This is a genomic window from Halosaccharopolyspora lacisalsi, from assembly GCF_014137975.1.
GTDB classification, from domain to species: Bacteria; Actinomycetota; Actinomycetes; order Mycobacteriales; family Pseudonocardiaceae; genus Halosaccharopolyspora; species Halosaccharopolyspora lacisalsi.
Genome location: NZ_JACGWZ010000005.1, coordinates 142,944 through 164,355, shown reverse-complemented (window position 1 = coordinate 164,355; position 21,412 = coordinate 142,944). Strand labels below are relative to the sequence as shown.

The following is a 21,412-nucleotide window of genomic DNA, read 5'->3' as shown; positions in this document are numbered from 1 at the left end:
GCGGTCGTGCCCGTGGCGACTGCCGCGCCGGCGGGCGGATCGGCCGACGCGCATCGAAGCGCACCGGTGTTCCGGAAAGCTGAATCGGCCGTTGAGCCCGCGGTCGCCACCTCCATAGCGTTCCCGACATGACGTCTACGAGTTCGGACCAGTGCGCGGACCACACCAGCGCCCGCCGCATCCTGCTGGCCGGTCCGCGATCCTTCTGCGCGGGAGTCGAGCGAGCCATCGAGATCGTCGAACGAGCTCTGCGGTCGCGCACCGCGCCGGTCCACGTGCGCAAGCAGATCGTGCACAACACCCACGTCGTCGACGACCTGTCCCGCCGGGGAGCGGTCTTCGTCGAGGAGCTGGACGAGGTGCCCGACGGCGCGACCGTCGTCTTCTCCGCGCACGGCGTCTCCCCCGCGGTGCGCGAGGAGGCGGCACGACGCGGCCTCGACGTCATCGACGGAACCTGCCCGCTGGTCAGCAAGGTGCACGCCAAGGCCCGCCGTTTCGCCGCCCGCGGGGACACCGTCGTGCTCTTCGGCCACTCCGGGCACGAGGAGATCGACGGGATCATCGGCGAGGCACCGGGCTCCACCGTGCTGGTCGAGTCGGCCGAGGAGGTCGAGAACCTGGCGCCCTCCGACCCGCAACAGGTCTCCTACCTCACCCAGACCACGCTCGCGATGGACGAGACCGCTGATTTCGTCGACGCGCTGCGCACGAAGTTCCCCGCCCTGAGCGAGCCGTCGTCGGAGGACATCTGCTACGCCACCACCAACCGGCAGGAAGCGCTCGAAGCGATCATGGAGGAGTCCGACCTCGTGCTGGTCGTCGGGTCCACGAACTCGTCGAACTCGGTACGTCTCGTCGAACTCTCCCGGCGGAAGGGCACACCGGCCGAACTCATCGACCGCGGGAGCGACATCCGGCCGGAATGGCTCGACGGAGTGGGCACGATCGGGATGACCGCCGGTGCTTCGGCACCGCCCGACCTGGTCACCGAGGCCGTGGAGGCGCTCGCCGCATTCGGGCCGGTGTCCGTCGAAGAACGCGAGCTCACCTACGAGACGACGCGTTTCGACCTCCCCGGTGCGGTTCGCGCCGCCGCCGAGTAGTCATCGAGCAACCTCGCGACGAACGGATACGAGGACATGGCATCCAGTTTGCTCAGCCGAATCACCGACCCGCACCGGCTCGGGGAGCTGCACCACGACCAGTTGACCGCGCTGGCCGCCGAGATCAGGGAGTTCCTGGTGCACAGCGTCTGCCGGACCGGTGGACATCTCGGGCCGAACCTCGGTGTCGTGGAGTTGACCATCGCCCTGCACAGGGTGTTCGACTCACCCAGCGACCGGATCGTGTTCGACATCGGACACCAGTCCTACGTCCACAAGATCCTCACGGGCAGGCAGGACTCCTTCGGCACGTTGCGCGCAGCGGACGGTCTGTCCGGCTACCCGCAGCGCCGGGAGTCCCCGCACGACCACGTGGAGAACTCGCACGCCTCCACCGCACTGTCCTACGCGGACGGTCTGGAGAAGGCGCAGCGGCTGCGCGACGAGCAGCACCGCCGGGTGGTCGCTGTCATCGGCGACGGCGCGCTGACGGGAGGCATGGCGTGGGAGGCCATGAACAACCTCGGGCGTGGTGGTGGCCGGACCGTGGTCGTGCTCAACGACAACGACCGCTCCTACAGCCCCACGGTCGGGGGGATCGCCGAACACCTCGCCGCGCTGCGCGACAACCGCGATCCGGACCGCGACCTGTTCACGACGATGGGGTTCGACTACGTCGGTCCGGTGGACGGGCACGACATCGGCGCCGTCGAGCGGGCGTGCGAACGTGCGGCGCTGCTGGACCGCCCGGTCGTCGTGCACTGCGTCACCACGAAGGGACGCGGTTACGTCCCGGCCAGGAACGACGAGACCGACCACATGCACAGCATCGGCGTCATCGACCCGGAGACCGGACTGTCGGGAAAGAGCTCCGCACCGAGCTGGACCGGTTCGTACGGGCAGGAGCTGGTGGAGGTCGGGGCCGAGCACCCGGAAGTCGTGGCGGTGACCGCCGCGATGCTGCACCCCGTGGGACTGCACCGGTTCGCCCAGCGCTACCCCGATCGCGTTTTCGACGTGGGCATCGCCGAGCAACACGCGGTCACCAGCGCGGCGGGGCTGGCGATGGGCGGAGCGCACCCGGTGGTCTCCCTGTACGCGTCGTTCCTCAACCGCGCCGTCGACCAGGTCATGATGGACGTGGCACTGCACCGCCTGGCCGTGACCTTCGTCCTGGACCGCGCGGGCATCACCGGACCCGACGGCCCCAGCCACCACGGGATGTGGGACCTCGCCCTGCTGAACGCGGTACCGGGGATGCGCGTCGCCGCACCGCGCGACGCCACCGAACTCGCCGCCCTGCTCCGCGAGGCGGTGTCCACCGAAGACGGCCCCACCGCGCTGCGATTCCCGAAGGGCGGCGCCGGCGCGGAGATCCCGGCGCTCCGGCGGATGGACGGCCTGGACATCCTGTTCCGCAGCCGCTCCCGGCCCCTCGATGTCCTGCTCGTCTCCACCGGGCCGTTGGCCGCACCGGCGATCCGCGCCGCGGAGCTGCTGTCGGACCACGGCGTCGGAGCGACCGTCGTCGATCCGCGTTGGGTACTGCCCATCGCACCGTCCCTGGTCCACCTGGCGTCGCGGCACAGTCTGGTGCTCACCGTCGAGGACGGCGTGCGTACCGGGGGCCTCGGCACAGCGCTGGCGCAGGCCTGCACGGACGCGCGGATTCCCGCACCGGTGCACAACCTCGGTGTGCCGCGCGAGTTCCTGGACCACGGGGCGAGGTCGGCGATCCTGGCCGAACACGGCCTCACCGGTGAGGCCGTCGCCGAGACCGCGCTGGCGCTGCAGGGGAGCTCGGACACGAACCGTTCACCCCGACTGGCAGGGAGTCCACGTTGAACCAGGTCGCGCTCGGCATTCCGCCCATGCCTCCGCCCGTGCTCGCTGAGCGTCGTAAGACCCGGCAGTTGCAGGTGGGGCCGGTCGGAGTGGGTAGTGATCATCCCATCTCGGTGCAGACGATGACGACGACCAACACCCGTGACATCAATGGGACGTTGCAGCAGATCGCGGAGTTGACCGCGGCGGGGTGTGACATCGTGCGGGTGGCGTGTCCGACGAGTGAGGACGCGGAGGCGTTGCCGGTGATCGCGCAGAAGTCGCAGATTCCGGTTATCGCCGATATTCATTTCCAGCCGAAGTACGTGTTCGCCGCGATCGAGGCGGGTTGTGCGGGGGTGCGGGTCAATCCGGGCAACATCCGCAAGTTCGACGATCAGGTGCGGGAGATCTCGCAGGCGGCCAAGGATCACGGCACGCCGATCCGGATCGGGGTCAATGCGGGGTCGTTGGACAAGCGGTTGATGGACAAGCACGGCAGGGCCACGCCGGAGGCGTTGGCGGAGTCGGCGTTGTGGGAGGCGGGGTTGTTCGCCGAGCACGACTTCCACGACGTCAAGATCTCGGTCAAGCACAATGATCCGGTGGTGATGGTGCGTGCCTACGAGTTGTTGGCCGAGCGGTGTGATTATCCGTTGCATCTGGGGGTGACCGAGGCGGGTCCGGCGTTTCAGGGCACGATCAAGTCGGCCACGGCGTTCGGGGCGTTGTTGCGGCAGGGCATCGGGGACACGATTCGGGTGTCGTTGTCGGCGCCGCCGGTCGAGGAGATCAAGGTCGGTACCCAGATTCTGCAGTCGATGAATCTGCGTCCGCGCAAGTTGGAGATCGTGTCGTGTCCGTCGTGTGGGCGGGCGCAGGTGGATGTGTACAAGTTGGCCGACGAGGTCACCGCCGGGTTGGAGGGCATGGAGGTGCCGCTGCGGGTGGCGGTGATGGGGTGTGTGGTCAACGGGCCCGGGGAGGCCCGTGAGGCCGATCTGGGGGTGGCCTCCGGCAACGGCAAGGGCCAGATCTTCGTGCGCGGCGAGGTCATCAAGACCGTGCCCGAGCACCAGATCGTGGAGACCCTCATCGAGGAGGCCGGGCGCCTCGCCGAGGACATGGACGGCACCACCACCAGCGGCGAACCCACCGTCTCCGTCAGCTAACCCCAACCACGCTCGTGCCCGGGAGGTCACGCCCGCACCAGTCTCCCCTCCAGCCGCGCAGCGGCCAGCTCCACGCGCGAACGACAGTCGGTGCGATCGAACAGCCTGGTCAGACGACTTTCCACGGTCTTGACGCTGACCTGCATCGCGATCGCGATCTGGCGGTTCGTGTACCCGTCGCTGACCAGGTCGATGATCGTGCTCTCGGTGGTAGACAGCACCGATCGCGGGCTGCGCGAGCGCGGCGGCGCCACTCCGCTGGCGCGCATCAGGTCGGTGAACACCCCCCGACCGACCGGTGAGCCGAACCGCTTGGTCAGCGCGTATCCCTCGTGCAACCACGGCTGCGGATCGTCGGCCAGCGCGCCCAGCACCGCGCATCCGCAGGCGACCCTGTAGGCGTCGCCGCGCTGTCGGGCCAACTCCACACCCACGCGGAGGCTCCCGACGTCCGCGTGCAACGCGCCGCCCGTGATCAGCACCATCTCCCGGGAGGAACCTGTGCGCACTCGCTCGTCGAGCGCCCGCAGCTCGTCGAACAGTCCGCGTGCCCCGGCGTCGTCGTCGAGCCGCAGGCTGTAGTCGATCAGGCGAGCGAGCAGTCGTTCCGACCCCACCACGGTGCCGTGGTCCCGGTACCGCTCGTAGTCCCGCCTGCCCACGGTCACCGCTTCGGCGGTACGCCCCTTCCGGTGGAGCAGCCCGCAACGGGCCCAGCTCGCCAGGTGCCCGTAAGCGAGCGGCGGCACCCGGTGCAGCCACCGCTCGGCCCGGTCGAAATCGCCGCGTGCCGAGCAGATCTCCGCGGCGATCACCCGTGCCAGGTGGTGCGTTGGTCCGGTGTGCGTGGGACCCCGCCCGGTCTCCAACGCGCGAGCCTCGGACAGCGCGGTGTCCCAGTCCCCGGAATGGTAGGCGGACACGACGTGGTGATAGCGATGTAGCGCTCCCTCGCGGTGCGGCTGGTAGTGCCGTCCCAGGAGCAGGCGCAGGACCGCTGCGTAGTCCCCCACTCCTACCGCGTCGCGCAGGCACGTCGCCTCCGGCCCGGTGAGCTCACCGGGAGCCGAAGCCTCCCACGCCGCACGAGCCCGCTGGAACCGGTTGTCGTCCCCGTCCAGCGCACTCATCAGCGACAGCAGCGCACCGAGGGAGTGAACCCGCAAGTCCCCCGTCGTGCCGGGTTCCGCCGTTCCCGCGGTGATCAGCGCGCTGAACGCGGAAAACACCTCGCGCGACTCACCGCGGGACACGGCGGCGGAGAACCGGCGCACCTCGTCGGCGCACCCGCGCCGGACGGCCACCGCCTCGAACACCCGCACCGAGTCGCGGAGTTCGGCGATGCGCTGTTCGTGCAGCAGCGCCGCACCCCACCAGACCGTGACCTCGAACAGCAGTGCGTCACCGCTTACCGGGTACGCGCTCCGCGCTACCGAGGTGGTCCCGTCCTCGTCCGGCGCCAGCAACGTCGACGCCACCGCGCTCAGGTCGTCGGCCAGCTCGTGCTGGCGACCCGCCGAGAGCTGCAACCGCAGCATCGTGGGCAGCAGCCCGGCCCAACGCCGGTCCGCACCGACCAGCCGGTGCACGGCTGCGCGGTACCAGTCGGCGGCCCGCGCGGTGTCCGAGTCCACCATCCGGTCCGCTTCGTCGATCAGCGTGTCGACCGGCCCCCGGTGACCGAATTCGGACTCGGCACGGGCGGAGTGGTGGGCCAGTACCGCCCGGTCCACCGGCGCCCCGTCTTCGATCCTGTCGAGCAGGTACCGAACGATCGCCGCGTGCACCGTCCGAGGCGGCCGTACGGCGGCACGGCCCAACGCCACTCCCAGCGCGGGCACCGGAATCCGCAGCACACCGTCCTGGTCGCGGACGACGTCCTGCCGCACCAGCCGGTCGAGCACTCGCCCGCAGGACCGCAGATCGGTATCCGCGGCCACGGCGAGCATCGGCAGATCGTGAACGGCGACCTCGCCGAGCACCGCTATCCCCCACACCACCGCGGCGCCGCCGGGGCCGCAGTCGCGCACTGCCGCGAGCAGTTCGTGGTCGTCGGCCAGCGCGACCGGTTCCCCGGCCGGACGCAGGCAGACGTGCTCGTCGACGAGCACCAAACGGCCCTCATCGCGCAGCGCGCGCAACGTGGAGCGCACAGTACCCGGGTTGCCGAACAGCGGGCCGAGTCCGGCCAGCAACGCGTTGGTCACGGTGGGATCCACGGGCGCGCTCATGCCCGCCCATCGGCTGAGCAGCGCCACGATGTCCGCGTTACGCAACGGGGGGAGGTCCATCGTGACGTCAGCGCTGCGAACGAACTGCTCCAGCACTCCGTGGTGCGTGCTTCCGGTGGTGATGACGACGATGCCTGCCGCACGGACGCCCAGAACCAGCAACGACAGCGCCAACGCCGACTTCCGGTCCAGCCGGTCGACGTCCTCGATCAGCACCACGATGCGTTCGCGGTGCGCCAGGTGGGCCAGTGCACGGGTCAGCTCGTACCCGAAGGGGAGCAGGTTGTGCTCGGCCCCCTTCCGATCCCGGGGACGCAGCTGGGTGCACGCGGCGACGGCCTCGAGCATCCCGGGAGGCCACGGGACGTCCTGCTGCTCGTCGATGCGCAGCCGCACGGCGTCGAACAGGACGTCGAACATCCGCGGCGCGGCCACGGCCGCGATCGAGAACGTCCGTACGCCCCACTTCGACCAGCGCTTCTCGGCCGCGTCGAGCAGCGCGCTCTTACCCGATCCGCCCGGACCCCGCACCATGATCAGCGACCCGGTGTCTCCCGTGTCGCTTACCGCGCCGTCAAGCAGTTCCAGCTGCTCGTCCCGCCCGATTACTACCGTGCGCTTTCGAGGCATTCGCGTTTTCCCTCGTTCGGCGGTGTTGACGTGTTGCTCGACCTTCCGCCCGGAGAGCTCGCGCTCGTGACTCCGCGGCATCCTGTCCGGGACGAGCCAGTGGCTGAGTTCACATCCTGTTGTGATGAATAACGTCTTTCGCGTGAACCATAATCGCCCACATGAGAGAGCACACACTGTCGTTCGACACCTCTCATTACCGGAAGCGAACGGATCCACACCCGACGGTCGGACACGCTCACGCTCTCGCGATGCCATGCGCTCAGCGTGCGGAAAGCCCGACGAATGACCGTCACCGTGACTGATTCCTCCCGATGGAGTCCGCGCACTCCCCTTGTCCCGCAGGACGATCAGGCCGCCCCCCGAGCACCGAGGACGTCCAGCAGAACAGCGCTGATCGAAGACGTGTGCACGAAGGTGCGTGCTGGTGAACCACGGTTGACGCTGCTCGCCGGAGAGGCGGGCCTCGGGCGTTCGACGGTGCTGGAGGCGATCGCCGACAAGCTCACCGGCACCGGCACCCGAGTACTGACGGTGCGGCTCAGCGAGAACGACACCGCCGGCCACTACGGACTGCTGTACCGCCTGCTCGCCGAGCTCGAGCTCTCCGAAGAGCATCCGCCCTCGGCCACCACCTCGGAGAACTCGGCGCTCGGCCTGGTGGCACGGCTGAGCGCCGACGACCACGACCCCTCGTCATCGACCGCTTCCGCTCAGCTCGCCGGCATCGTCTCGTCCGCGGTGCGCAGGCACCTCCCGCTGACAGTGCTGGTCGACGACGCGCAATGGGCCGACATCGGTACCGTCTCGCTGCTCGATCAGTTCATCCGTCGGTTCGCCGGTCCCGGATTCACCGTCGTCGCGACCTGGCGCTGCTGGCCCCCCACCGGCCCCGACGATCACCAGCGCGCCACCACGATGCACCGACTCGTGGCCGGCGGAGCGGCCCGCGTGATCACGATGCGCCCACTGGCCCGGGCCGAGACCACCGCGTTGATCGCCGCGTCCGTGCGCGCGGTTCCGGACTCCGAACTGGTCGATCGGTTGCACACCGACAGTCGGGGCAATCCGGCGGCGCTGAACTCGGAGATCGAAGCGCAGCTGGAGTCCGGAGCGCTGCGCGTGGTGGACCGCCACGCCTACTCGCAGCGCACACTCGACCCGCTGCCGTTGTCCGAGCAGCATCCACTGCTGGCCGCCATCCGGGACAGCGGCGCGCTGTGCTGGTCGGTGGCCCGGACCATGACGGTCCTCGCCCCGCTCGGCGACGCCGCCGCGGGACTGGTCGCCGAGGCGCTCGAGATCGATCCGACGGTCGCGCACGCCTCGTTGCGGTCGCTGGAAACAGGTCGCGTGCTCGTCGGCTCGTCTAAGGCGGGGTGGAAATTCCGGGCACCGGTGGTGCGTCAGGCGCTCGAAGCCTCGCTCGGCCCCTACGAGCAGCAGCGGCTGTGCGCGCTGGCGGTGCGTGCGGTGTGGGACGGCGTCGCCGAGCCCGCCGACGAGACGTTCCTGCCGGACCAGCTGGTGGCGGCGGGCAGGCTCGTGGACCCGGAACGCTCCACCGACGAACTGCTGGCCGGCAGCGAGGCCGTGATGTTCACCGACGGCGCGCGCGCCGTGCGCTGGCTGCGCGCGCTGGTCGACCGGGTGCACGAACCGGACAAGCGGTCCATGGCACTGCTGTCCCACAGCGCGGCGTGCGCCATTCACAACCGGCTGGAGGAGTCGGTCGACAGCGCGCGAGCGGTACTCGTGGAGTACGCCGAGCGCCTGTCCGCCGAAACGTTGCAGGAGACCGAGCTCGTCTACGTGCTCTCGCTCGCCGCGTGCGGCCAGTGGTCGGAGCTGAACAGGCTGGCGGCCCGCGAGATCTCGCTGTCGGGCGGACCGGCCAACGAGTTGGTCACCCGGGCGTTCGCGCTGCTGTTCCTGGGGCGCTATACCGACGGCGACGAACTGCTACGGGAGCACCAGCGGTCGTGGACCACGGCGAATCCGGTGACCGCCGACCTGGGGCACATATATCGCGGCGGTGCCGGCGTGCTGACCGGTGATCCGAGTCTGCTGCGGCGGTTCCTGGCCGATCCGCGGTCGTGGCGATCGCGGGATCACCCGCGACACCGGTTCGAGCAGATTCGCTACGAGGTCGACATGCTGCTCATGCTGGGCGAGCGGGACGAGGCGACGAGGGTGCTGCGCGCCAACGACGTCAGCGTCGAGCAGCTGCACAACACGGAGCGGTCGCTGCTGCGATTGCTGCGCGGAGAGCACTCCGCGGCGCTGGACATGGCCCGACGCAGCATCGCCGAGGGTGGCTACTCGACACGACCGCTCGTTCCGGTGGTGATGGCCCGGGGCGCTGCCGGAGTGCTCATCGGACGGGGCTGGCTGACCAGGGCGCGAGAGCTGACCGACATGGCCCGCGGCATGCACCTCGACCACCTGCTCGACCACGCCGACGTGAGGTGCCTGCGGGCGCTGGGGGAACCGGAAAACGCCGATGAGCTGCTGCGCTCGGCGTTGCACAGCGCCGACGAGAACGGCTTCGTGCTCGGCACCGAGCACATGTGGGCGGACCTGGCCGTTCGCGAGCACGCGCTGGGAAACCACGAGCAGGCCGTCCGGTGCGTGCACCGTGCTCAGGGGGTCGCGGAAGCGCTGGGAACCCACCGCGCGAAGCTCACCTACCTGGTTTCCCGGGCACGCGTGCACGGCGATCGCGCGGCCGGTAGGACGGCGGTGCGGCGAGCACGCGAGCGGGCGATCCCCGACGAATCGGCGTGGGTCTTCACCAGCGTGGCACTGTGCGGGATCGACACGAAGCGGTTGCTTTCGGACGCCTACGTGCTCCTCGGCGAGCTCGACGCCCTGCTCTGGCGCGCTCAGCTGCGAGGGATCATGCGCGCGCACCACGTCCCGGTGCCCGGCCGCAGCATCACCACGGCGGAGAACGAGCGGCTGCTCGCGGTACTGGTCACCGAGGGGTTGACCAACCGTCAACTGGCGCTGCTGTTCGGTACCAGCGAGAAGAGCGTGGAGAGTCGCCTGAACCGGATGTTCGCCAGGACCGGCCACCGCTCCCGGGTGGAGTTGGCCGCGGCCATGCTGACCGACGAATACCGCGGCTGAACCACTCGTTCCTCTCGGCGACGAATCGCTCGACGCCCCTTCCGGGCGAGGTGTTCACGTCCGCGCCATCGGCGCTCCACGTCATTGTCTGGATGCCGTCGACAAAGTGTTCGGCTCGTGCAGGAGAACCCTGCGCGAGTCCGATCTCGGCGATCACGACGCAGACATCCGCCAGCGGTCGCTCGCACACTGTTCGTGAGAGCCACGCGGGTGGCACGTAGAACCTGGGAGCGCACAGTGCACGCAGTCCGAGCGTTCGTACGAGCAGCGGATCCGTTGACGAGCATGGCCATCAGCACCTACCTCGACTCCCGGCCGGGCATCGAGGTGGTGCCGTCCGAGCAACTCACCCCCATCGACGTGGTCGTGATCGCGGCCGAACGGCTGACCGTGGAGACCTCCTCGACACTGCGCAAGGTGAAGGCCACCATGGACTCACCCGTGGTGCTGATCCTCTCCGAGACCAGCCGGGACGACCTGGTCACCGCCGTGGAGTGCAACGTCGCCGCGGTGCTTCCCCGGGAAGCGGCCACCGGCGACCGGATCGAGCACGCGGTGTTCACAGCCGCCGACGGCGGGGGCTTCCTGTCCACCAGCATGCTCGGTGAACTGCTCAAGCAGTTCGAACGGGTCCAGCGCGAGGTGCTGTCACCGCACGGTCTCCACGTCTCCGGCCTGACCCCGCGGGAGATCGACGTCCTGCGGTTGATGTCGCACGGCCTGGACACCACCGAGATCGCCGACGAGCTGTGCTTCTCGGAGCGGGCCGTGAAGCGAGTGGTCTCCGGTGTGACCGGACGCCTCAAGCTCCGCAACCGGCCCCACGCGGTCGCGTACGCCCTGCGCATGGGCGTGATCTGACCGGGAGTACCGCCTGACGTTCACCGCACCGCCGAAGCGGGCGCGGTCGGATCTCCGCTCACGACCGGCTCACGGACTCGACGGGTTCCCGCCGCGTCCGGAAAGCCCACGGCGATCGTCCCTCGGCACGCAGCTGCCTGTACAGCAACACGATGTAGGCGATGTCCAGCGCAACCATCGTCGGCACCACCACGAGGAACAGCAGGCGGGACGGATAGAGGGCGAAACCGGTGAATCCGGCGAACAGGGACGCGACGCATTTCGCGACGGCGATGTACATGGACTGCCCCACGGAGGAATCGCGCCGCCGGAGCATCAGGATGAACGCGGCGCTCAACGGCACATTGATGATCATGCCGATGTACATGCCGTCGAGGTCGTGGAACTCGTTGGCCCCGGCCATCACCATCAGCGCCGCCCAGCAGAGAAGGCCGACCATCGCCGCGCGAAAAGCACGCGGAGACCACAGCGGATAGTCGCGGTGACCGTACCGCAGCATCTGGTACAGCAGGAAAACGTTGACGACGACCCAGACGAAGTTGATCTGCCGCTGTGTCGGCGTCTGTTCCAGCAGGAAGGCCAGGCTGAACTCCCACGCGAAATTGACCGCCACCATGTAGGCCGGAATCCCCGTTCGCCCGTCCACGGCGGTCTGCCGGATGGCCAGCAGATAGGTCGCCATCCACCCGAGCACCGTGGGTCCGGCCAACGACCAGAAGAGCCAGTCCGCGACGTCGGCAGGTCCCACGGTGACCGGCGCGACCTCGGACATCGGGATCAGGAAGGGGGGCAGCCACATGACGGGACGTCCTTACCTCGCGGGTGGGCGAAAAACGACTCCGCGGTTCGGAGACCAGGGCGGTTCGGAGACCGGGCGGCTCAGAGACTGGGCACGATGGAATCCAGACCGAAGAACCCACCACCGTAGAGCTCGTGGCCGACGTGCACGTTGAGCATCGCGTGCCGGGCCGCCGTGTTGGCGTCCCTCCAGAACTGCTGCAGCGGACTGGACTCGGCGAACGAGCCGGCACCGTTCGCGTACATCAGCTCGTCGAGTGCGGACGTCACCAGCTTCGCCGCCTGCCCGACGTCACCCCGGATCCGGCGGAGTTCGCTCTCCGGAAGCGGCTCGGCCGCCACCGCCGCCTGGTCGATCACGTCCGCGGCCCGGTTCACGTGCAGCTCGGCGGCATCGATGGTCAGCGCCGTCCTGCCGAGCTCGGAGACGAAGGTCCCGGAATCCGGCCGACTCGTGTAGACCGTCGGCGCGACTCCCCGGCCGGGAGCCCTGTCGACCACGAGGGCCAGCGCCGCCTGGCCGATACCGACCACCACGGAAGCGCAGATGACGGCCATGGACGCCACGGCGGGCGACCGGAACAGCGGTGGCAGCGTGATGTCGCCACAGTGCTGACGCCCCAGCTGCTCCCAGAGCGGTATCACCCGGTTCCCGGGAACGAACACCTCCGTCGCGACGACGGTGTGGCTTCCGGTGGCCCGCATGCCGACGGTGAACCAGGAGTCCTCGATCACCAGGTCACCGGTGGGCACGAGCACCGACATCGGCCGGGTGGTGCTGCCGTCGGCGGCGACCTCCTTGGCGGCCAGGATCGCCCAGTCGTCGTGCAGGATGCCGGAGGCGTACGGCCACGTCCCGGTGAGCAGGTAGCCCCCGTCGGTACGCCTCGCCTCGCCCGCGGTCACGAAGACCGAGGCGAGCTTGGCTCCGGGATTGTCCGCGAACACCTCGTCCCGAGTCCGCTCCGGGAACCGCCCGGAGAGCAGGTTCGATCCGTTGATGTTGTTCACCACCCACGACGTGGAAGGGCAGTAGTGCGAGAGCACCTTGGTGACCTCGCTCAGGGTTCGGACATCGGTTTCGAGCCCGCCGTAGGACCGCGCGGTCCACAGTCTGTCCACCTGGGACTCATTGATCGCGTGCACGGTGTCTTCCGGCAACCTGCGCTCGCGATCACCCCGGGCGACCCCGGCCGCGAGCGTCGGTCCGACCGAATGGACCCGTTCCACCAGCTCGGCCCGCGAGTACCGCACTCGTGCCTGCACGTTCGTCATGTGACCGCCTTCCCGGTTCGATGGTGACACCCGTCGCCGCGCTCGCCCGTCATCACGAACCGGAAACGAGGTCGGTGATGTCGAAGTAGTCCCGCCACGCGCTGATCCGCCCTTCGGTCAGCTCGAAAGCGGCCATCACCTTCAGGTTCCGCGCGATCGGACTTCCGTCCGTGCGCAGCATGTTCTCCACCCGCTCGACCAGGACGGTCTCGCCGACGGTGGCCATGCACCGGAACCAGACCTCCAGTCGTGCGAAGTCGGCCGGCATCAGGGCGACGATCTGCTCCTTTCCCCGGCACACCGGCGAACCGGGGTTCTCCCACACGCAGTCGTCGGTCAGGAAACGGTCCAGAGCGGACCTGACGTCGGCGGGGGTCGGTCCCATACCGGTCAGGAACTCCCGCACGACCAGTTCGTGCTCGACAGCGGACATCATCAGCTCCCCGTGGTCGTGACATCGGTACGTCCGAGAATCCCGCGGAAGACCGCGTCGAGCTCCTCGGCGGAGCGCGGGCCGCCCCGAACGCTGCGCCAGGCGATGTGGTTGTCCGGACGCACCAGCACGGCGCCGTCATCGCCGATCTCCTTGACCGCCGACCAGCCACCGTCGACGTCGTGGTAGCCACCCACCTCCGGGTCCGCGTCGACGGGCACGACCTTCAGCGTCACGCCGTGGGCGGCCGCGATCCGTTCCCCCGCGGCCACCCACCCGGCCGCCGACGGACCGGTGATCAGCACGTACCCACCTCGGGGACCGACGAGGTCGAGGGTCGACACGCGGTTGCCGTCACGGGTCAGCCACGCGTGCGGCAACCGGTGCCCGGGCCTGGTGACCGGCCGGTACGTGCACCCCATCGGATCGCGGGGCGGCGGGTCCGACGAGTCGGGTTCCAGGGCACCGGTCCGGTAGTAGTGGCCGATCTCGATGTCGTGTGCCTGGTACTCGACCCGCTGGGTGGCGAACACCTCCGCGGCCCTGGCTCGCCGCGTCTCGCCCATCGGGGTGCCGGAGAACAGCGCCCGAATGGTGGCTCGCGTGGTTTCAGGCGGCTGGCCGGGAAAAATACCGAGGCCCGCGTGGATGACCGCGTGGTTGCGGAAGGCGTACATCGCCCAGTCCACGTTCCGATGAGCGACCGGGAGGCGTTCGGCCTCGTAGGTGTCCAGCAACGACGTATCCGCCCCGCCGCCGAGCACGGCGCCGAGCTTCCAGGCGATGTTGTGCGCGTCCTGGATCGCCGAGTTCAGCCCGAGTCCCGTGGCGGGCGGCTGGCGGTGCGCGGCGTCCCCGGCGAGGAAGACCCCGCCTACCCGGAACGAACTCGCCACGACGGCCTCCGGCCGGTAGTGGCTCACCTGGTGGACCGTCAGGTCGAGATCGGGCAGCTTCAGCAGTCCCCGCACCGTGGCGGTGACGGCTTCCGTCCCGAGGTCCGGAGTGGTCTCCGGCGGCAGGTGGAAATGCAACGCCCACTCCCGGCATTCCAGCCCCCACCGGGGCCCCAGGGCCACCATCCCGTACCGGGAGATCAGCCCACCGTCCGGATCGACGAAGTTCGTCATGAGCACCGCGTCCCCGGGCCACCACTCGGCCAGGTCCGCGCTGAAGTGGACGGAGTACACGTCGAGGGCCCCGCCCTCTCCGTCCATCTCCACTCCGAGGGAGTCACCGATGCTCCGTCCCCCGTCGGCGGCCAGGAGGTACCGGGCCCGGACGGTCCGTTGCTCACCCGTGGCGCGGTCGGTCACGCGCGCGCTTGTCCCGGACTCGTCCTGGGTGAACTCCTCCATCGTGTGGTGGAAGCGGACCCCTCCCGCCGCTCGTTCCTCGGCGTGCCGCAGCAGCAACGGCTCGAGGCGGTGCTGCGGAAGGTTCGTCGACGGGCACGGGCTGTCGGCCGCGTACGCCGCCGCGGTCGCACCACCGCCGAACGCGTCGATCCGGTGCAGGTCCAGCGCGTCCAGCGGCCCGTCACCGGCCAGCGACGTCCGCCAGACGACTTCTTCCATGTTCGCCGGCGGTGCGCTGGCCCGGTACACGTCCTCGGCGATCCCGTGCTGGCGGAGGATCTCCATCGTTCGCTGGTTCAGGTAGTGCGCTCGGGGCAGTACCGACGTCGACTCCCGTCGCTCGACGAGCAGGTGCTCCACTCCCATGTCGGACAGGAAGACCGACGCGGCGAGACCGCAGCCGCCACCCCCCACGATGAGTACCGGCACCTCTGAATCGGACATGGACCACTCGTCTCCCATCAATGCCTCTCAGCGCCTGCGGTGATCAGGTCGCGTGTCTCCCGAACGGCCCGCGTCGTTCCGGCCGGCGACGAGCACGTCGCTCATGACGAGCTGTCCCGAGCCCGGACGGCGATGGCCGCGGACGGGCAGCGCACGGCCGCCTCCCGGACGCGCTCGTGCTGCTGTTCCGGAGGCGTCTCGTCGAGCAGCACCACGACGCCGTCGTCGTCACGCTGGTCGAAGACCTCCGGTACGGAAGCGAGGCAGTGGCCGGCGGCGACGCACCGGGACTGGTCGACCTCCACGTTCATCATCACGGTCCTTTCCTCCGTCACCACGTGACCGGTAGTTCGCGCACGCCGAAGACCAGCGCGGTGGTCCGGTAGTCGATCTCCTCCCAGGGAACGGCCGGCTTCAACGTGGGGAACCTGTCGAAGAGCGCGGGCAGCGCGACCCGCAGTTCCATGCGCGCCAGCTGCTGGCCGAGGCACTGGTGCACGCCGTGACCGAACGTGACGTGCGGGCGGGGTTGCCGGCTCACGTCCAGCGCGTCGAGGTCGTGCTCGGTCGCGTCGGGGTCGCGGTTGGCGGCCAGGATGGACACGACGACCCGCTCGCCCTCCTCGATCCGCTGACCGCGCACGCTCATCGGCGCGGCAGCCTGGCGCGGCATGATGGTGGCGGGAGCGCAGTACCGCAGCAGTTCCTCGACGGCGTCGTCGATCTTCGACGGTTCGTCGCGGACGACGGCCAGCTGATCGGGATGCTGGAGCAGCAGTGCCGTGCTCGCCGAGAGCATGCTGGCCGTCGTCTCGTGTCCGGCGATGAGCAGCATGTTGCCGATGCCCACCAGCTCGTCGTCGGTGAGCTCGTGCCCGAAGTCCCGCACGACGCCACCGAGCACGTTGTCGCCCGGCTGCTTCCGGTGGTCCGCGACGAGCCCCGCCATGTACTCGTCCATCTCGGCGAGGTTCCGGATCTGCACCTCGCGCGTCGTGTTGACGTCCAGACCGACCTGCGCGCGGTGCTGGAAGTCGGCGCGGTCGGCGTAGGGAACACCGAGCAGCTCGCAGATCACCATGGTCGGGATGGGCGTGCTGAACACCCGCACGAGGTCAGCGCCCGGGCCGGCCTCGGACAGCGCGTCCAGCCTCGCGGACACGATCTCCTCGATCATCGGCCGCAACGCGCGGACGCGCTTGACCGAAAAAGCGCCGGTGAGCATCCGCCGTAGCCGAGAGTGCTCGTCGCCGTTGTAGTTCAGCAGATTGCCGGGCTGGTTCAACATGGTGCGCGGTGCTTCGGGGTCGAACACGAACCCCATCCGCAACCGGTCGTCACGCAGCACGCTCCTGGCGTCCTCGTAGCGCGTGATCATCACCGCCTCGAAGTCCCCGAGGATCGGACTGGGCACCGTGACCCGGGGCAGTCCCTCCTCCCGCTGCAGCTCGTAGAGCTCAGCGGCCGGATCGAAGGGACGGTCCTCGGCACGGGCGGCGATGGGAAGTGCCCTGGGCTCTGTCATGACATGTCCTTCCTGCTCGCGGACCGGAAACAGCGCGGTGCGGCGACGCCTGCCGGTCTTTTCGGATGTCGCGCGGTCTCGTCGGCGGATCGGACCGCGACGGATGTGCGGGTGTTCGTGGACCGGGGTCCGGATCGGCCCATCAGAATCGCCTGCCGGTCATGAACTCGGCGAATTCCAGGAATTCCGCGCGGACGGACTCCGCGAGGTCGGCTTCGGCGAGGCATTCCCGCGCCGCTGCCACGTGGTGATCCGCCCGGCTCAGCGCCCAGTCACGACCGCCGGCACCCTCCACCAGCTCCGCGACGCGGCGAACCTCCCGTTCGTCGAGTGGTTCTCGCCGGAAGTAGAGGGTCGCGAGCTCGTCCGACCCCTGCGCGTCGAGGGCCGCCACCACCGGCAGCGTCCTCTTGCGCACTCTCAGATCAGCACCGGTCTCCTTGCCGGTGCGTCCCGACTCGCCCCAGATCCCGAGCAGATCGTCGACGAGTTGGAAGGCGATCCCGAGATGCTCGCCGAACGCGTGGAGCCGCCCGATCAGCGCCGCCTCCGCACCGGCGAGCTCGGCACCGAGCGAGCAGGCGCAGGCGAGCAGCGCGCCGGTCTTGTCACCGGCCATCCGCAGGCATTCGGCGGGGGTCACGTCGTCGCGGTGCTCGAACGCGATATCGGTCGCCTGACCGTTGATCATCCGCTGGGTGGCCGACATCAGCGACGCCGCCGCCGACCGCGCACCCACGGCCTCCGCGTCGAGCAGCAGACTCGTCGCCGTGGTCAGCAACGCGTTACCGGCGAGGGTCGCGCTGGGCGCGCCGAACAGCGTCCACGCGGTCGCGCGGCCCCGACGTGCCGTGTCACCGTCCATGATGTCGTCGTGCAGCAGCGAGAAATTGTGCACCAGCTCCACTGCCGCTGCCGCGGGTGTGCCGTCGGCGGATGAGTTGCCCGCCGCCTGCGCCGAGAGCAGCGTCAGGGCGGGACGGACGAGCTTGCCGGTCCAGACGTCGGTCGGAGTGCCTTCGGCGTCGGTCCACCCGTGGTGGTACCGGGCGACCAGCGCCATGTCCGAACCCAGGTAGTGCTCCACGGCTTCGCGAAGAGCCGGCTGGACCAGTTCTCTACCCCGGTCGAGCGCCGAGGGCAGTCGGGCGGTCGATGTGGTCATGTCGTCGGCTCCGCTCGGTGGGCACCGGGTCGCCCGCGCAGCCCGGGACGCGGTGCCCGCTGCTCGACGCCCGTCGTCCGACGGGGCCTCGCCCGTCGGCTGGTGACTGAACTGATGTGTCGCACGGTGTGCGCACCTCCGTGGTCGGCCGGGTGGAAGATCACGACGTGGTCCGGGGCGCGGGTGCGCCGCGGTCCGGCGCACCGCGGTGCGGGGACGGCTCGGCGGGCGTCGGGATCACCGGGTGCAGGAGTGATCGTCGAAGCACCCGCTGGGACGTCAGCAGGCTGCTCGGCGGGGCCAGCAGGAACAGCACGTCCCGGAAGGCGCTGCACACCGCCGGGTCTCCCGGGACGTGAGCGCGCACGCGTTCGAGGTACCAGTTGACGGCACCGTCGACGGGGCCGGTGCGCCGAGCGCTGCCGACCGCTCCGGGCATCGGGCTGTCCGCGCCGGTGGCGACGTCCCAGGCCGAGCGCGCCGACCGCAGCAGCGTTCGCTGCAGCCTCCACGCCGACGGAATCCGGTCGGTGCGATCCAGCTCCCGGCGCAGGGCCACCGCGTTCATGGCCGCGACGGACAGGCCCTGGCCGTAAACGGGATTGAACGCGCAGAGCGCGTCTCCGACCACGAGCAACCCCGTGCGATCACGCAGCGCGCTGTCGTATCGACGTCGCCGGTTCGCCGTGTGCCGGTACCCCACGGGACGACCGACCGGACGCGCCGTGCCGAGCCACCGGTGGGGAGCGTCGTGCGGAAGCCGCCCGGCGAACTCGACGAAACCGTCCGGGTCGAGTGGAGGCGCGCCTCCCCGGGGACCCGACAACGTGACCATGATCCGGTCGTTCTCCGCGGGGAGGACGATCGCGCCGAACGGCTGCGCGGCGTCGGGGACGATGTAGAAACCGCGAAGCCGTCCGGCACGCCCGGAACCATCGGCGTGGAAGACACCGGTGGCGTAGGCCCGTCCGGTCTCCAGCACGTCCTCGGCCGGCACGTCGGCGCCGAGCTCGGCCAGCCATTCCGGGGTGTGGCTACCACGACCGGTCGCGTCGATCACCAGGTCGGCCTCGATGTCGCATCGACCCCGGCTGCCGGCTCCGCGAGCGCGGCTCGAGACACCCCTGATGTGGTGGGAGTCCCCCAGGAAGCCCGTCGCCTCGGTGCCGACGAGCACCGTGATGCGCTCCTCGGCCAGGACCCTCCGGCGGATGACGTGCTCCACGAGCGGCCGTGACGCGGTGACGACCGGGGCGGAGGGGTTGTCCCGCAGCACCCACTGACCCGCCTGCCACACACCGAGATCAGCCGGAACGTCCAGGCACGGCGCGCCCGCGTCCCGCAGCGTCGACATCAGCCCCGGAAGCAGGTCGTCCAGAGCCATCATGCCGCTGGTCAGCAGCACGTGCGTGTGCCGGGACTGCGGTACGCCAGCCCGCGGCGCGGGATCGTCCTCGCAGCGGTCACGCTCCAGTACCGTCACCCTGTCGGCGCGGTGCGAGACCGCGTAAGCGGCCAGCAACCCGGCCACGCTGCCACCCATCACGACGACGTGCCCCAAGGACCGACCGGGGAATCGTGTACGCATTCTCCGCCTCTCACGACGACGCGCGCGGCGCCGCACTCGTGGCGGTGCGAACGGTGTCGCCTCCCGCCGGACCGTTCAACCGGCGCTCCAGGTAGTCGGTGCCGGACGTGCGACCGGTCCCCGACGATCCGCCGATCATGTGCTCGACCAGGTCCAGGTGCGTACAGCGCCAGCGCCGGACCGCGGTGCGCAAAGTCTCGAGCCGGCGGAACGCCACCGGGACGTGGCGGTCGGCGTGGGGCGTCAAGCGCTCGACCACCGCGAACAGCTCGTGGAACTGGGCGGACTGCAGTCCGCTCGCCGTCCCGAGCCGTTCTCGGAAGACGGCGAAGTCATCCGGATCGAGCGTGCGACGCAGGACTCTCAGCTGCCCTTCCATCGCATCGATGAGCTGCGTCGCCCGATCCACCCGGCGCGCGAGGCACTGCCGAGCGCACCGGTCGGCTTCGATGTGCCGCAGATCCGTCAGGGCCTGACCCAGCAGCGTCTCGGACGCCTGGTGGATCACGATGAACAAACGCTCGCTGTCGTGCAGGTCCTGCTGCTCGGGCGGCGTGAGCGGATGCTGCAGGTCCAGCAGGGTTTCCAGGTGCAGATATCGCGAGTACGTCATGGCAGTCACGGCACCACCTCTTCGAGCGGGATCCCCGCTCTAAGCCAGGTTCCCGGGGACAGTGAGGTCGATCAGGGCGTTCTTGTGCTCGCTCGGCGGCAGCGGATCCAGCGCTTTCGCGGCGAGGCGGGCGTAGTCGTGGGAGGTCTCGCGCGCGGATCGGACCGCTCCGTACTCGTGAACGAGCTCGGTCATGGCTTCCCGACGGTCCGCGATGGGCGACGTCGTGTCCGCGAGGATGCGTTCGATCCGATGTTGGTGTTCGGGGGACGCGTCGCGGTGCGCGAGCAGTACGGGCAGCGTCGGCCGACTGTTGCGGATGTCCGAGACGTTCGGCTTTCCCGCCCGCGTTCCGTCGTAGGCCATCAGGTCGTCGCGAATCTGGTAACCGATTCCCAGCAGATCGCTGTACTCGCCCAGGGCTTCCGCGTGCCGTTGGTCGGCACCGCTGAGCGTCGCCCCCAGGCCACACGCCATCCACAACAGAGCACCGCTCTTGTCTCTGATCATGTCGAAGTACGCGGCCGTGGAGCAAATGCGGTGACTCATCCGGACTTCCTTGAGAGCCGCATTTCCGATGCGCAGGCCGGTATGCGCCAGAACGCCGAGCGCCCGCGAAACACGCGTCGCGGGAACGCCCGCTTCCTGACATTCCGACAAGGCCGCGAAACCGTGGAAGAAGAGGCCGTCACCGCCCACGGTCGCCGCCGACCGCCCGAAAACCGAGTATGCCGCGGGTTTGCTTCGCCGCTGCGGATCGTCGTCGATGATGTCGTCATGCATCATCGCCCCGACCTGCACGCACTCCACCGCCACGGCCGCGGGGAGAACCGGTTCCAGTTCTCCCCCCACCGCCAGGCTCGACCTGACGAGCAACCACGGACCCATCATTTTCCCAAAGGGAACCAGCCCGTAACGCGCTATTTCATCGAGGTCGGAAACACCGTCCGGCCAGCGATTCTCCACCTCGGACCGCACGAGTCCGGCTATATCGGGATCGGCAACCTGCGGCACATCGATCTCCGTCATGAGGCCCAACGTAGTGGCGGCACGACGGAGATGTCTGTACAACCGACCGATACAGGCCCGAAGGGGAAGGCCACCAGGACCGTCCGGTCCGGGAATCCGAACCGGAGCACGCGAAGAGCACCGGCGAGAACGGAGTCCCCGTCGTGGTTGCCTTCGTCCCCGGGGCGGGGGCGCGGAGAAATCGTGCGGGAAATCCTTGAGCGGGATCCCGACGACGCACCGTGGGCC

General features: G+C 69.4%; 16 protein-coding genes. 5 read left to right on the top strand and 11 right to left on the bottom strand.

What is annotated here, in order from left to right:
- Positions 1–128 precede the first annotated feature (128 nt).
- The 3 genes from ispH to ispG are packed head-to-tail and all read left to right on the top strand — an operon-like array spanning position 129 to position 4,102.
- On the top strand, positions 129–1,106 hold the full coding sequence (gene ispH, locus FHX42_RS17360; RefSeq protein ID WP_182545473.1) for a 4-hydroxy-3-methylbut-2-enyl diphosphate reductase: 978 nt from the start codon (positions 129–131) through the stop codon (positions 1,104–1,106).
- Between the two features lie 36 nt (positions 1,107–1,142).
- Positions 1,143–2,951, top strand: coding sequence for a 1-deoxy-D-xylulose-5-phosphate synthase (locus tag FHX42_RS17355; RefSeq protein ID WP_182545472.1), 1,809 nt, complete (start codon positions 1,143–1,145; stop codon positions 2,949–2,951).
- A 26-nt stretch (positions 2,952–2,977) separates the two neighbouring features.
- Positions 2,978–4,102 (top strand): flavodoxin-dependent (E)-4-hydroxy-3-methylbut-2-enyl-diphosphate synthase, encoded by a 1,125-nt coding sequence (gene ispG / locus FHX42_RS17350; RefSeq protein WP_182545737.1) that lies wholly within the window; start codon positions 2,978–2,980, stop codon positions 4,100–4,102.
- A 26-nt stretch (positions 4,103–4,128) separates the two neighbouring features.
- Here ispG and FHX42_RS17345 read toward each other — a convergent pair whose 3' ends face one another.
- Positions 4,129–6,963, bottom strand: a complete 2,835-nt coding sequence (locus tag FHX42_RS17345; protein WP_182545471.1) for a helix-turn-helix transcriptional regulator — start codon at positions 6,961–6,963, stop codon at positions 4,129–4,131.
- Positions 6,964–7,248: 285 nt separating this feature from the next.
- Between FHX42_RS17345 and FHX42_RS17340 the strand changes: the two genes are divergently transcribed.
- Complete coding sequence (locus FHX42_RS17340) at positions 7,249–10,095, top strand: AAA family ATPase (RefSeq protein ID WP_235987448.1); 2,847 nt, start codon at positions 7,249–7,251, stop codon at positions 10,093–10,095.
- A 285-nt stretch (positions 10,096–10,380) separates the two neighbouring features.
- Entirely contained in the window at positions 10,381–10,956 is a 576-nt protein-coding gene (locus FHX42_RS17335) for a helix-turn-helix transcriptional regulator (RefSeq protein WP_182545469.1), read from the top strand.
- 58 nt (positions 10,957–11,014) lie between these two features.
- Here the strand turns inward: FHX42_RS17335 and FHX42_RS17330 are convergent, their stop codons facing one another.
- The 10 genes from FHX42_RS17330 to FHX42_RS17285 all read right to left on the bottom strand — a co-directional run bounded on the left by FHX42_RS17330 (position 11,015) and on the right by FHX42_RS17285 (position 21,184).
- On the bottom strand, positions 11,015–11,755 hold the full coding sequence (locus tag FHX42_RS17330; RefSeq protein WP_182545468.1) for a transmembrane-type terpene cyclase: 741 nt from the start codon (positions 11,753–11,755) through the stop codon (positions 11,015–11,017).
- A gap of 80 nt (positions 11,756–11,835) precedes the next feature.
- Complete coding sequence (locus tag FHX42_RS17325) at positions 11,836–13,029, bottom strand: acyl-CoA dehydrogenase family protein (RefSeq protein ID WP_182545467.1); 1,194 nt, start codon at positions 13,027–13,029, stop codon at positions 11,836–11,838.
- Between the two features lie 52 nt (positions 13,030–13,081).
- On the bottom strand, positions 13,082–13,462 hold the full coding sequence (locus FHX42_RS17320) for a limonene-1,2-epoxide hydrolase family protein (RefSeq protein WP_182545466.1): 381 nt from the start codon (positions 13,460–13,462) through the stop codon (positions 13,082–13,084).
- Between the two features lie 2 nt (positions 13,463–13,464).
- Positions 13,465–15,264: an FAD-dependent monooxygenase gene (locus FHX42_RS17315; protein WP_182545465.1), complete on the bottom strand. Its 1,800-nt coding sequence runs from the start codon at positions 15,262–15,264 to the stop codon at positions 13,465–13,467.
- 101 nt (positions 15,265–15,365) lie between these two features.
- Entirely contained in the window at positions 15,366–15,575 is a 210-nt protein-coding gene (locus FHX42_RS17310; protein ID WP_182545736.1) for a ferredoxin, read from the bottom strand.
- Between the two features lie 20 nt (positions 15,576–15,595).
- On the bottom strand, positions 15,596–16,789 hold the full coding sequence (locus FHX42_RS17305) for a cytochrome P450 (protein ID WP_182545464.1): 1,194 nt from the start codon (positions 16,787–16,789) through the stop codon (positions 15,596–15,598).
- A 142-nt stretch (positions 16,790–16,931) separates the two neighbouring features.
- A complete protein-coding gene (locus FHX42_RS17300; protein ID WP_182545463.1) occupies positions 16,932–17,954 on the bottom strand; it encodes a polyprenyl synthetase family protein in 1,023 nt (340 codons plus the stop codon).
- A 160-nt stretch (positions 17,955–18,114) separates the two neighbouring features.
- Positions 18,115–19,542: an FAD-dependent oxidoreductase gene (locus FHX42_RS17295; protein ID WP_182545462.1), complete on the bottom strand. Its 1,428-nt coding sequence runs from the start codon at positions 19,540–19,542 to the stop codon at positions 18,115–18,117.
- Positions 19,543–19,552: 10 nt separating this feature from the next.
- The gene (locus tag FHX42_RS17290) at positions 19,553–20,155 is read right to left on the bottom strand and encodes a tryptophan 2,3-dioxygenase family protein (protein ID WP_235987490.1); all 603 of its coding nucleotides are present in this window, start codon (positions 20,153–20,155) and stop codon (positions 19,553–19,555) included.
- A gap of 39 nt (positions 20,156–20,194) precedes the next feature.
- Positions 20,195–21,184 carry a polyprenyl synthetase family protein gene (locus FHX42_RS17285; RefSeq protein WP_182545460.1) on the bottom strand — a complete coding sequence of 330 codons (990 nt, stop codon included), beginning with the start codon at positions 21,182–21,184 and terminating at the stop codon, positions 20,195–20,197.
- Between the last annotated feature and the right edge of the window lie 228 nt (positions 21,185–21,412).